The 13,280-nt window shown below is 39.7% G+C and carries 12 protein-coding genes; 6 read left to right on the forward strand and 6 right to left on the reverse strand.

Annotation, left to right across the window (positions count from 1 at the left end):
* Together ABVT42_RS19580 and msrA are read right to left on the reverse strand one after the other, a co-directional pair.
* The gene (locus ABVT42_RS19580) at positions 1–405 is read right to left on the reverse strand and encodes a hypothetical protein (RefSeq protein WP_353897586.1); all 405 of its coding nucleotides are present in this window, start codon (positions 403–405) and stop codon (positions 1–3) included.
* Between the two features lie 18 nt (positions 406–423).
* Entirely contained in the window at positions 424–948 is a 525-nt protein-coding gene (gene msrA / locus ABVT42_RS19585) for a peptide-methionine (S)-S-oxide reductase MsrA (protein ID WP_353897585.1), read from the reverse strand.
* 452 nt (positions 949–1,400) lie between these two features.
* On the opposite strand from msrA, the gene ABVT42_RS19590 reads away from it, so the two are divergent.
* Complete coding sequence (locus ABVT42_RS19590) at positions 1,401–2,735, forward strand: hypothetical protein (protein ID WP_353897584.1); 1,335 nt, start codon at positions 1,401–1,403, stop codon at positions 2,733–2,735.
* A gap of 68 nt (positions 2,736–2,803) precedes the next feature.
* Here the strand turns inward: ABVT42_RS19590 and ABVT42_RS19595 are convergent, their stop codons facing one another.
* Together ABVT42_RS19595 and ABVT42_RS19600 are read right to left on the reverse strand one after the other, a co-directional pair.
* Complete coding sequence (locus ABVT42_RS19595; RefSeq protein WP_353897583.1) at positions 2,804–3,226, reverse strand: CopD family protein; 423 nt, start codon at positions 3,224–3,226, stop codon at positions 2,804–2,806.
* Between the two features lie 44 nt (positions 3,227–3,270).
* Complete coding sequence (locus tag ABVT42_RS19600; protein WP_353897582.1) at positions 3,271–5,052, reverse strand: chloride channel protein; 1,782 nt, start codon at positions 5,050–5,052, stop codon at positions 3,271–3,273.
* A gap of 360 nt (positions 5,053–5,412) precedes the next feature.
* Here ABVT42_RS19600 and ABVT42_RS19605 point away from each other — a divergent pair, with 360 nt between their 5' ends.
* The 4 genes from ABVT42_RS19605 (at position 5,413) to ABVT42_RS19620 (ending at position 8,193) form a co-directional block, all read left to right on the forward strand.
* Complete coding sequence (locus tag ABVT42_RS19605) at positions 5,413–6,114, forward strand: DUF6776 family protein (RefSeq protein ID WP_353897581.1); 702 nt, start codon at positions 5,413–5,415, stop codon at positions 6,112–6,114.
* 10 nt (positions 6,115–6,124) lie between these two features.
* A complete protein-coding gene (locus tag ABVT42_RS19610; protein ID WP_353897580.1) occupies positions 6,125–6,628 on the forward strand; it encodes a bactofilin family protein in 504 nt (167 codons plus the stop codon).
* Positions 6,629–6,785: 157 nt separating this feature from the next.
* Positions 6,786–7,139 (forward strand): iron-sulfur cluster insertion protein ErpA, encoded by a 354-nt coding sequence (erpA, locus tag ABVT42_RS19615; protein ID WP_353897579.1) that lies wholly within the window; start codon positions 6,786–6,788, stop codon positions 7,137–7,139.
* Positions 7,140–7,353: 214 nt separating this feature from the next.
* Positions 7,354–8,193 (forward strand): RluA family pseudouridine synthase, encoded by an 840-nt coding sequence (locus ABVT42_RS19620; protein ID WP_353897578.1) that lies wholly within the window; start codon positions 7,354–7,356, stop codon positions 8,191–8,193.
* A gap of 71 nt (positions 8,194–8,264) precedes the next feature.
* Here the strand turns inward: ABVT42_RS19620 and ABVT42_RS19625 are convergent, their stop codons facing one another.
* Together ABVT42_RS19625 and ABVT42_RS19630 are read right to left on the reverse strand one after the other, a co-directional pair.
* Positions 8,265–9,431, reverse strand: coding sequence for an anhydro-N-acetylmuramic acid kinase (locus tag ABVT42_RS19625; RefSeq protein WP_353897577.1), 1,167 nt, complete (start codon positions 9,429–9,431; stop codon positions 8,265–8,267).
* A gap of 93 nt (positions 9,432–9,524) precedes the next feature.
* Complete coding sequence (locus ABVT42_RS19630; RefSeq protein WP_353897576.1) at positions 9,525–10,940, reverse strand: peptidoglycan DD-metalloendopeptidase family protein; 1,416 nt, start codon at positions 10,938–10,940, stop codon at positions 9,525–9,527.
* A gap of 283 nt (positions 10,941–11,223) precedes the next feature.
* Here ABVT42_RS19630 and tyrS point away from each other — a divergent pair, with 283 nt between their 5' ends.
* Entirely contained in the window at positions 11,224–12,519 is a 1,296-nt protein-coding gene (gene tyrS, locus ABVT42_RS19635) for a tyrosine--tRNA ligase (RefSeq protein WP_353897575.1), read from the forward strand.
* Positions 12,520–13,280: the final 761 nt, after the last annotated feature.

Genomic DNA, 13,280 nt, shown 5'->3' on the forward strand with positions numbered 1-13,280 from the left:
TTACCGATTAAAAATACCCATTTTTTCAAGGATGCTACTTTTCTTGTGATTCATATAGTTAAGTAATTCCTTGCGGGCCTGTTCTCGTGACAGTCCTTTTTTGAGTAAACTTTGAATGACTTTTTCAAATGCTTGACGTCTTAGCTCACCTTGCCGTGAAACATCACGCCGATCACTGAAATGATCTAAAATAGGCTGGCCACAACGACACTGGCGTTTGAGTTTGACAAAAGCACGTCCCTTATCGTCGGTAGAGGCTGATAGTCCCGAGGTTGCGGTGCAGGGGATGGTATTTTGAATATAGTCTTGCTCATTAGCAAATTCAGTTTTGCATTTTGAACAATATTTAGGAAATGAGGCATCTTCCAGTGCTTTTAAATTTTTAAATAGCTGCTTGTTATCCAATGATGCCTCGCTGATTTGTTAACCTTTGAGTATTTGCTCGATCTTTTCTACTTTGGGTCTGATGACGATTTGGCAATAGGGCTGCTGAGAATTTAAATTATAGTAGTTTTGGTGCTCTATTTCTGCTGGATAAAAAGTGGGAGCAAGTTGTTTCTCGGTTACAATCGGAGCATTAAGCTGTTGATTGAGTTTTCCAATATATGCATCGACAACACGTAATTGCTCATCAGTAAAATATCCAATAAATGAGCGATATTGCGTCCCCACATCGTTACCCTGCCGATTGAGACTGGTCGGATCATGAACCGCAAAGAAACAGGTCAAAATTTCATTTAAAGAGATTTGAGCGGCGTTCCATTCGGCTAAAACCACCTCGGCATGCCCTGTCTGCCCGCTGCATACACTGCGATAGTCGGGTGAGTCGCCAAAGCCACCCGCATAACCTGAGGTAATTTGTAATATGCCTTCAAGCCGCTGTAATGCCGCTTCGATACACCAAAAGCATCCACCGCCAAGAATGATTGAACAATTTTTATTACCCATTTCACAATCCTCACATCTGATAAGTTCAAATTTTGTATTTATTGGGCTAACAAGGTACGATGTTGTAACCAATTAAGAAAAACTCAATATAATTAATTGGTTATACTAAAATATTAACTATCGAATAAATCATAGCTGAGAATTCTGCAGAGCGTATTTCATCTGACGAGAGAAATCCGTTAAATCGGTCAGCTTAAAGGATAAAATGTTGGTAGCTAATATTGATGGCGATTATATCAAGCTTAAAGCAACGCGGTGATAAAACAGTGAATGTTATCGGGTTAAATTTTGTCTAATCAAATTTAAGACACCAACTTAGGGAAAACGAAATTAAACCTAAAGTCGAACAAGACATTATGACCGAATTAAACATTGCTTAAATAAATACTGCTTGAATAAAATGAAACACGCTTAATAACGAAAAATTGATTGCGGATTAGGATTAAATTGAAATGCTTAGATTTCTAATAAAATTTTTATTGTTGGTCATCGTTTTAGGGGCAATTACCCTATTGACTGCGCAATGGAAGCTTGAAAAGGATATCCGCTCATTTGCCGATGTAATTAGTCCCTATGCAGACTTCCGCTATGAGTCGGCGCGAATAGGGATGTCGGGAGAAGTCAAAATTAGTTCTATTTCGCTGTATATTGATTCTTTATCAAGTACAGTTGAAATTGGTGAAATCATTTTTCAAGCAGGTAATTTATTTGATCTGGCCTTTTTTGAATCAGATATCCGTCAAAATAAGCTCCCGCAAAAGGCACATATTTTTATTTCAAATGTACTCATACCTTTTACACCTGCCTTAATGAATGTTTTTGAATCTGATGCCAATCCAACAACGATCGATATTTTGGACGCAGCTTATTGTGGTGATATCGATCATTTAGGAATGAATGAATTTGAAGCAATGGGATATGACTATTTGGCATTTTCCAGCAAAGACTTTTACATGCTCGATAAGTATAGTGGCAGTGCGATATTAAATGGGCATGCAGAAATAGAAGAATTCTTAAATATTAGTTATCAAATTAATATTGCGGGAGTGCTTAACTGGGTGCAATCGGTTCAGGATAATGCACTGGGAGTTACCAGCGAAGTGGTTGCGCCGCGCTTGTCATTGTTTGATTTGCGTATCAAAGACGCCGGATTCTTTGAGAAAAAAGCACAGTATTGTGCCAAGCAACAGCAAGTCACTGTTGATGAATACTATCAAGGTCATGTGAATAAAGTCAGTGAACTGTTTTCTGAGGCAGGTATGACTTTAAGTGATTCGTTGAAAAGTGGTTACACTCACTTGATTAAACCACAAAGTACTTTTCACTGGTTTCTTCAGCCAGAAGAGGAGTTTAACTGGCACAAAATTGCAGACTATAAGTTGGATGAAGTTATCGACAAAACCGGGCTAAAAGTCAGTGTTAATAATCAACCTGTTGAAGAATTTGTTGAAAATTGGAGCAGTCAAAAGTTTGCGAATATTGCTGAAATTGAATTATTAAAGTTGGCCCAAAAAGATCCGGAAAAGTCATCTCGCTATAACATTATTACTGTCACTTATTCTTTCCAACCCGTTAGTGTTAGACAGGCCGGACAGTATATAGACTATCGTGCAAAACTATTGCGGGATGATAATACACTATATGAAGGCCGATTGAACAAAGTTTCCGCAAAAACCATTTGGATTAGTGTTAGAGAAAAGAGTGGTGAAGTGATTATCCCGGTCGATCGAGTCAGAGTGAAACGCTTGGAAGTGTATAAAAAAGACCCTGAGCCTCAAATCCAATAAACACATCAGTTTGCATTGTAAAAAAATGCGGCACTTTCTGGTGATAAGCTGATTAAAAAAGTTTATGACTAAAAAGGTTTTACTGTGGCAAGAATAACGACCACAAATAAAATTAATACCGGAAACTCATTAAACCAGCGATAAAATACATGGCCCTTGGTGGTTTCTAATCGGGTGAATTTGGTTAAATGGTGACCACACAAAAAATGATAGCCTATTAAAATGACAACTAATGTGAGCTTTGCATGTATCCATCCTGCTTTCATTAATCCGGGATTTAGTATTAACATCCAGACACCTAAGGCAATGGTAATCAGCATAAAAGGTGTGATAAAGCGGTACAGCTTGCGCGCCATTACCAATAAGTGTTGATAAGTTGTATCGTTGTCAATCATTGCCAAATTGACATAAAAACGGGGTAAATAAAATAATCCGGCAAACCAACATGTGAAAAAAATGATGTGAAAGGCTTTGATGTACAGATAACTCATTGTGATTTCGTCACTTTGAAATTGATTTTGCTAATCTTATCACGTTAGCTACTTTTGTAACTGTAGTGGGATTCTATAACCTCACGAGTTAATACACCATAAATTTTGTCCGTTGTTGGGGTGGTTGTTCTAAAAATGTACACGGCATCGACTTGCTCTCGCTCCATGGTGTCGAGTGCTTGTTCCAGATTGCCTTGTAAATAAACTGAAGCAATATCTTGTCTGTCTGCTGGAATACTTAATAAATCAATATCACCTAATTCCGACTTAAATTCTTCTTCTTGCTCCTCAGCTTTTTGCCGGGCTTGTTCATCTGCTTCTTTTTGAGCGATAAAATATCGAGCTAAATCGTTGGCCGCCATGAGTGATTTTGGCGCATTGTCCTCTTTGATTAAAATCCAACGAGGGGTGGTATCAAGTAGACTTTCGGCTTCCTGATATGAAATGATGCGATTACTCACAGCAACTTTTCTTTCCATTAATCCGGCAACACCAACGCTGCGCAAAAACTGAGAAAGAGGGCTGACTTTTAAATCTAACCCTTTTACCTTCATTTGAGACTGAAATATTGAAGGCTGTTTAAATAACTGTGAAACGACCAGATTACTGATAACCAGCACCAACATACCCGGGAGCAAAATATTAGGATTGTTAGTCAGTTCAAGTAGCGCCATTAATGCTGCCAAGGGTGCTTGTAAAATCGCACTCATCATTGACGACATGCCAATCATTGAATAGAAAGCATATTCAGAGGCATACTCCGGTAAAATCAATCCACCAAGACTACCAAGCAATCCACCTATCATTGCGCCAATAAACATAGCTGGACCAATGACTCCCCCAGGAAGTGATAAACCCGAGCAGATAATAGTGGCGAGTAATTTACCAATGAAGGCAATGGCTAAAATTTGAATAGACAAATCTGAATGCAATGCTGAGTTAACCGTATCGTAGCCAATTCCCATAATTTGTGGTGCGCCTAAGGCGAGTATGCCAACACAAGTCCCTGCGGTACCACATTTTAGCCAACTGGGCCAACTTATGGTTCTGCTGGCGACTATGCGAGTTGCAATAATAAATACGCTGGCGACACAGCCTATTATTAATCCGAGAAAAATAAAGTAGGGAATTTCCCAGAGTGATACTAAATCAAGCGAGGGCACGATAAAGGCAACATCATTACCAAAGACGATTCGTGATAAAATGGCGGCAGAAACCGAGGCTAAAATGAGTGGAATAAAGCTGGTAACGGCATATTCCATCATCACCACTTCCATTGCAAAAATTACTCCCGCTAAGGGCGTATTAAAACTTGCTGAAATGGCTGCCGCTGTGCCGCAGCCGACCAGAATTCGAATACTGTTGTTGGGCAGATTCATTTGTTGACCGAGCCAGCTCCCGGCAGTTGAGCCAAGGTGAATGCTGGGGCCTTCGCGCCCTACTGATTGGCCAGTGGCGATGGTCAATCCCCCCACCAAAAACTGAACGACAGCGTTGCGCCAGGATAAGTAGCCTTGGTGAAAGGTCATTCTTTCTAAGACGTGCCCTACGCCAACTTGTCGGCGTTCTTTACCAACTTTATGTAATACATAGCCGACTAAAAAACCGCCAATTAACGGTAGTAACAGGCGTATCCACCAAGGTGCGAACTCGAGCTTTTCATTGCCATCGCCTCGATGCCATAAAATAACACCGCTTTCGATAAATAGTCGAAACAAAATAACCACACCACCAGCCAACAAGCCACTGACTAATCCCATGACTGCCAGAATGGGGAGGGCGTTTAGGCTGCCGAGCTTTAATCTTATGGTTTCAATCAAAGGCATTGACTTGGTTATCTGTACAATTCTTGTCTGTTAAAGTTGATTTTGTCAGAAATATTAACAATTATACGTATTTTTTTTGGGACGCGGTCCAGGATTAAAGCGAAATATAAATTTTATCGTTCGATTTATTACTGCACGGGCTATCGCAACGGGTCACAATAAAAATAAAAAATCACTACAAAATGTATGATTTATCTAATTAACTTTAAGAAGAGCATATAACCTATTGATAAAAAAGACAAATGAAAACGGCGAATTCTATTAATTTATGTGATTTTTGTCGAACAGTCATAGGCTTTGTTAGCTATTCAGGTTAAACTTAGACGTTACATATCGAGTTTGGATATTCAAAGGTAAAGAATGAAACATTCAGGGCTGATAATTACCCAACAAAAAACTATGGGCTGGTACGTTGGCTTTGGCTTGATCGCGCTGATTTTATTGGTTATCAGTTACTATTTAGGACAATATTTTGCGCTTGCTGAACAGGAAAATGCTCGTCAAAGAGCTAATTTCCTCGAAAAAGAACTGAAAAAATTTCAGCAGGCTTATCAAGAAGTCAATGAACACTTAGTGATGCAGACCCAATCAGCCAAAGTCGACAACCTGTCGAATCAACAGTTGGTTGAAACAGTAAAAAATTTACAGCAAGTTCAGCAAGAACTGGAGTCTGAACTACGTTTTTATCGTAACATTATGGCACCTGAATTGGATGCTCAAGGGCTAACAATTGCTGAATTTGATGTTGATAAAACGGTGACTGGTGTACCTAAATTTAAACTGGTACTTACTCAGGCCGGAAAGCAGGAACAATTTCTTAAAGGGGAAGTTAAGCTTCGGCTTATCGGTAAATTACAAGGTATTGATAAAGAATATACATTTGATGAATTAGGTGCTTTTGGAGCAAAAGATTTTGAGTTTCAATTTCGATATTTTCAAAATATTGAAGGAGAGCTTTCATTGCCCGAAGGCTTCACCGCAGAATCTGTATTTATTCAGGCTAAAACCCGCGGGTTGCGCAAAAATCAAACCGTTCAAAAACAAGTTAACTGGAACAGTTAGGAGAGAGCGAATGTTCGGTCGAAATAAAAAGTCTTCTCCACGCGCCAAAGCGGGTGCGGCAGATACTTTAATTAGTAAAGAGACCAAAATTCTTGGTAATGTTAATTTTACAGGTGTGCTTTATATTGATGGCTATGTAAAAGGCGACGTCACCGCTGATGAGTTTGAAAGCTCACTATTAACCGTTGGGCAAAACGGATTTATCGAAGGTGAAATTAATGTACCGCATATTTTAATCTTTGGACGCGTTAAGGGTGATGTTCATGCACTTGAGCATGTTGAATTAATGTCTGATGCGCGAATTGAAGGAAATGTCTACTACAAATTGATTGAGATGGCGATGGGGGCAGAGGTTAACGGCCAAATGCTGCACAAAGAAGAAAAGCCAAAACTCATTTCACACCAGAAAAAAGACGGTAAAGTAGATTTAAAGAGTGCTAAAGAAGACGCTAAAAAAGATAGTATAAAGGGTGAGCCGCAATCTGAAGTTACTGCTGACGCCAGTAATCAATGATTTGAGATAAAAAATTAATTTTTCATTCTTCTCTGGTAGTTAAATTGCAGATCAATAGTTTAATGCTATGATCTGTAATTTCCTCATTGCGAAACCCTTATGTTTAGGGAATAATTCCGATAATTAACTTTGACACGATTTTATTTGAGAGCCAATAATGTCAAATGCAGGCGTAGCAAAAGTCAGTCCTATTATTTTTACTGAGGCTGCCAGCTCAAAAGCCAAGGAGCTGATAACCGAAGAAGAGAATGCAGCATTAAAGCTACGAGTTTATGTAACTGGTGGTGGTTGCTCGGGATTTCAATACGGCTTTTCATTCGATGAGAAACAAGCCGAAGACGATATGATTATTCAAAAGGATGGCGTTTCGTTAGTTGTCGATGCACTGAGTTTTCAGTATTTGGTTGGGTCTAGAGTGGACTATAAAGAAGATTTGGATGGTTCTCGATTTGTTGTGGAGAATCCAAATGCGACAACAACCTGTGGCTGTGGCTCATCATTTTCAATTTAGCAACAAAGCTTAACCTTAACTGTTACGTTAATCTTTCTATATTCAACGGCATTTAACGCTGCGCTAATGACTTCAATGGCTGGCCTTGTTCGGCAATCGTATAAATTGACTAGCATGAGACTCGTTGAATGCTTATTGAGCAATATTTTAATTGATTTGCACCATGCTTTCTTCATTTAATACTATTAGAATCTCATCATCAGGTTGCTGAATTTTGGAATCCGAGCGTTTTGAAAAACACTGGGTGTTGGCACACGAGCAACAAGCTATCGATGTGCTTGCCAATAATCTGCCACAGATTTCTCGACAAAAACTAAAGCTGGCTATGCAATATGGTGCCTGTTGGGTAACAAATGGTCGAATGACTCAGCGTGTACGCCGCGCAAAAAAAGTACTTCCTGCGGGGAGTGAAGTTCATTTATATTTTGATACGGCTATTTTATTTTTATCTGTTCCCCCAGCTAAACTACTGAGCGATGAGGCCGCTTACAGTGTCTGGATTAAGCCTGCTGGTATGTTTTCTCAAGGCACAAAGTGGGGTGATCATTCGGCAATATCACGGTGGGTTGAACTCAATGAGTTTCCTGAACGCCAATCTTTTCTTGTTCATCGGCTCGATAGAGCAACCAGTGGTTTGATAATTCTTGCACATCAAAAAAATATTGCCCGCCAGCTGGCACACGCTTTTGAGCAACGACAAGTTGAAAAACATTATCTGGCAAATGTTGCCGGTCTTTGGCCTGAAAGTTTAATAACGCTGGATTCGCCGCTTGACAATAAGCCTGCCTTAACCCGAGTTTTACAGATAAAACACGACTATTCAAAGCAGCAAACTTGGCTGCGTCTGCAAATTGAAACCGGTCGAAAACATCAAATTCGACAGCATCTTTTTGCTGCCGGATTTCCAATTATTGGTGATCGTCTTTACCAATCACAAATGCCAGTAGCAAATGTTAAGGATGATTCTGAGTCTCTAGATTTACAGCTACGTTCAGTTTATTTAAGGTTTACTTGCCCGGTTTCAGGTGAAGTTAAAACTTTTGACATTAGTTAAGCATACGCCGTCAGTTGACTTGGTGGCCTACCAAATTTTCAGCGACTTATTGGTGGAAATCATGACATCGATTAGGGTAAATAAACCGCACCCAAAACCTTCTTTTCCAAAGCGCCGGTAACTGATGGTAAGTTACCCGGGAGTTGATTGAGCCGTTGACGGGCGAGCCAGGCAAAGGTCATCGCCTCTAAATAATCTCCACTGATACCAATATCATCGGTAGGCTTAATTTTTTGAGATAATTGTTGTTCTATTTGTTCAATTAAAAAGTGGTTGTGTGTGCCGCCGCCACAACTGTAAATTTCATAATGAGGAAGCGCCAATTGCTCAATTGCCCACCGAATGCTTATTGCGGTGAAATCAATTAATGTTCGTTGTACATCGGCGGCCGATATATTTTCACCAACTTGCTTTAACTGTTGATGTAACCACTCAATTGAAAAGTATTCCCTGCCTGTACTTTTAGGTGGCGGTAATTCGAAATAAGGATCCTTAAGTAGTTGCTTGAGTAATGTGGGATGTGATCGACCTTGCCGTGCATAATGACTGTCTTGATCAAATTCCTGTTCACTTTGCGGATGATTGTGTAAATACCAAACATCCATTAACGTATTGGCTGTGCCAGTATCAAAACCTATCACTTGTTGGGCCGAATCTTTAGGCAGCCAGGTGACGTTGGCAATACCTCCCAAATTTAAAATTAAACGGTCAATTTGTGAAGAACGCATTGTCGCATTATGAAAAGCAGGCGCTAATGGGGCTCCCTGACCACCAGCAGCCATATCCATCCTTCTAAAATCAGCAACGGTGATAATTCCGGTTTGATAGGCAATAATGTTGGGATCGCCGATTTGCAACGTAAAAGGGGATTGAAGGGTCGGTTGGTGCCGAATTGTTTGACCGTGGCTACCAATGGCACAAATTGATTCTTTGGCAATATTTTTAAGCAATAAAAATTCATTCACTGAGTCAGCAAAAACTTCGCCCATCACATGGTCAAGCTCGCCAAGGAGCTCAATTCGGTGTTCGGCTTGCTGTAAGTGATTTTCACGAGAGGCAAGGCTGCATAATGCACGTAGTTTAGACTTAATTGATGATGAAATTGGGTGTAAGTAAGCATCGACTAGGCGAGGCTGGCCTGTTGAAAAATCGACTAACGCAACATCCACTCCGTCAATACTGGTGCCACACATTAAACCAATATAGCGTTCTGATTGAGAATCAATTTGTTGATGCATCGTTGAGTCCTGTATATAAGGTAGACAAGCTTTGTGAAAAAACAGCTTCGATATTATTGGGCTGTTGCATCATTTCAGTAGTATACCGGATAATTAAGGGGCAATATTTTGTGTGTTGTTGACTAATTGATTACGTGAAGCTAGTTGCTCAATCCAAGGGCGAGTATGGATTAAAAAGCGATCTTTTTCATCTTTGGCAATTGGTTTTGCTTTGGGTAATTTGACTGTCCGTGGATTGCGGTGAACACCATTAACTAGAAATTCATAATGCAAATGAGGGGCTTCAGCCAGTCCTGTTGCGCCAACATAGCCGATAACCTGACCTTGCTTAACTCGTTTATTATTACTGACTGCCCGCTTAGACATATGCAAATACTTGGTGACAATACCTTGACCATGCTGGATGAATACATACTTGCCATTATACTTTGAATAGCTTGATGCAATCACCCGCCCATCTCCCGCGGCACGTATCGGGGTGCCGGTTGGCGCACGGTAATCAATACCCCGATGAGCTTTCCACTTTTTCAAAATTGGGTGAAAACGTCGTGGTTTAAAGTTTGAGCTGATATAAGCAAATTTAAGCGGCGCACGTAAAAATGCTTTACGCATACTCATACCATCGGGTGTGTAATAACTGTTGTTATCTCGACTGTCGATGTATCTGACTGCCTGAAAACTCTTTCCTTGATTGACAAACTCAGCAGCTAAAATATCACCATTACCTATTTTTTCGCCTTCAATATACTCTTCTTGATACAACATTGAAAAGGAGTCACCTTTGCGAATATCAAGAATAAAATCAATATCCCAACCAAAAATATTTGCCAATTGCATGACTTGAGAGTCGGTTAGCCCAGCTTTTTTACCTGCGGTAAATAACGAATCATCAATGGTGCCATAGGCATAGGCTGTTCGATATTCTATAGCCTTATTGTCAATTCTACTGGTGAGCTCCCCATTTTGTGAATCGATGTACAAAGTTTGCTGAATGTTAATAATATACTTTAATGCCTGTAGATTGTTGTTATCATCAAGTTTGTAGGCAATGGTTTTGCTAGGAATAAGCTTTTTCAGTAACTGGGTATTTTCATCCAGCGAGATTACTTGATGAACCTGTTGAGGGGTGAGTCCGATTCGCTTGAAAATCAGGGATAAATTATCTCCCTTTTTAATCGTTTCTGTTTGCCATTTATCTTCAATAAACGGAGTTGAGGCTGAGTCTTCAGGTAATGCTTGTATAAAAGATTGACTATTTTCTAACGAGAGGTCGATTTCGATAGGGGAGCTATATAGTTTGTTTTCTTCAACGACTTGATTTACCTGTTCAACCACTAACATTGATTCTGATTCACTCGGTTCAACTGACAACACCCAGGCAAGTGCTAAAACACATACGGCCATGCCGCCAATCAAAAACGGATGAGTCATCCAGGTTGGTATTTTAAAAGTATGCGAACGTTTAGAGAGCGCATTATTATTTTGTGGTTTGTAATCTTGTTTTATCATACAGCTTAAATCATCTAACTCGCCACAATGGCTAGAGTATGGATTGTCAGTTTAACGTTTTGAAAAATGAACTTGTTATATCACGAGTTATCTTGCCTGATATATTGATGTTTATATTGCTGGCAGCTCATCTACTTTAGACCGACATTAAATATAAATTGCGATATCAGGCACAATCATAACAGACTGTTATCCGATGATAAAATTTCCTCATTGAGTGAGTTTTATTAAAATTGTAGTATGTTGACAAATTTAACTCGAATAAATTCCTTTTGGTAAAAATATGGCACAACAAGATTTAATTCAAGATTTGGGCTGGAGAGGCATGATCCAGCAAATGACTGCGGAAGATGAGCTTAAGGCACATTTGGCAGAGGGCATGAAAGTTGTCTATTGCGGATTTGATCCTACAGCAGACAGTTTGCATATTGGGAGTTTGGTCCCATTACTGGCACTTAAACGTTTTCAGCAATATGGACACAAGCCAATTGCATTGGTAGGTGGTGCAACCGGATTAATCGGTGATCCATCATTCAAAGCGGCTGAACGCCAGCTAAACTCGCAAGACGTTGTTGAGGGGTGGGTTGAAAGCTTAAAGCGTCAGGTCAGTCGATTTGTCGATTTTGATTGCGGCGACAATTCAGCGGTAGTGGCCAACAATCTTGATTGGACTAAAGGTGTTGATGTTCTTGACTTTTTAAGAGATGTCGGTAAACACTTTTCTGTAAACGCTATGATCCAGAAAGAATCTGTTAAACAGCGTATAGAGCGTGAAGGCGCGGGTATTTCATTTACAGAATTCACTTATATGATTCTACAATCATATGATTTTGCCGAACTCAACAAAAGGCACGATTGTACAATTCAAATTGGCGGCAGTGATCAGTGGGGCAACATTACTGGAGGAATTGATCTGACCAGGCGTATGAACCAACAGCAAGTGTTTGGGTTAACGTTGCCATTAGTGACTAAAGCTGACGGTACCAAGTTTGGTAAAACTGAAACGGGTACAATCTGGCTCGATCCGAAAAAAACCAGTCAATATGCTTTCTACCAGTTTTGGATAAATACCGCTGATGCTGATGTTTATAAGTTTTTACGCTACTTCACCTTTTTAAGTGAAAGTGAAGTGCTAGCGATTGAAGAAGCGGATAAAAATTCAGGAGAACGTCCAAAAGCTCAAGGGATCTTGGCAAATGAAGTAACCCGATTAGTGCACGGAGAAGAAGGATTAAGTGCTGCACAGCGTATTACCGAAGCGATGTTTCAGGGAACTTTGGCAGATTTAAATGAAAATGATTTGGAGCAACTTGCACTAGACGGGTTGCCCACAAGTCAGCTACCCGCTGATTTTGCAGAAAAACCTTTAACTACCTTATTGGCGGAATGTGGCATGGTCAAAGCTGGTAGAGAAGTGAAAGATGCTCTGGGTCGAAATGCAGTACAGATTAATGGTGAAGCCAAGGGCGCTGAAGACAATATGAACAGCCATCAATGCTTCTCGGCAGATAAAGCACTGTTTGGGCGATTCTTCATGGTTAAACTGGGACGCAAGAAAAATCACTTATTTACGCTTTAAATTCTATGTACGAGATTTTTATGTGCCTGATAACGGAGAAGAACAGTCGGTTTTCTTTCCCAAAGACCCAAATTAATTGAAAAAGATTCAATTAAAAGCGTTTGTCGAAAAGTCACGGATAATTAATTAAAGCAAAAAGAGGTTGGCTGGTTAATAAAACAGCTATACCTCCGTGTTTATTCTTTCCCAAAATATTCCAGGCTAGAAAATTGACTGAATTGATTAGCGCTTATCGCGATGTTTAGATATTAAAAAACAACAATTAGAGAATTAAAATAAAAATTTCACATCTTTATTAAACGAATCAGTCGCGCAGTCGTTTAAATTATCCAAGGTTTGTTCGCTCAAAAAGTACTCTGTATGATCTCCCAAGGTCGAATTAACAGCAGTTCTTGTACCTTTTTTGAGCGAAAAATTGTTTTCTAGAATGATAATTGAACAGAATAAAAATAATTTAATAAAAGTTTCATAAAAAGGTTGCGAAGTTGTGAGGAGTGCCTATAATGCGCGTCCACTTCGAGGGGAAACGAAGAAACGAACTGGAAGTTTAAAGGCAATGATTTAATGCAAAAATAAATGACATTAAATGATTGACAGGTGGCGAAGGCACTGTATAATGCGCGCCACTTCGGGAGATTGAGAAAGACTAAAATCTTCTGGCAAGTCAACGAGTTATTGAAGAAAAAAGATTTCAATAAAGTGTTGACAAGGGCGAAAGGCGCTGTATAATGCGCGCCCCGCTTCAACGAAAAGCGAAAGCA

The organism is Aliikangiella maris, assembly GCF_040719265.1.
GTDB lineage: Bacteria > Pseudomonadota > Gammaproteobacteria > Enterobacterales > Kangiellaceae > Aliikangiella > Aliikangiella maris.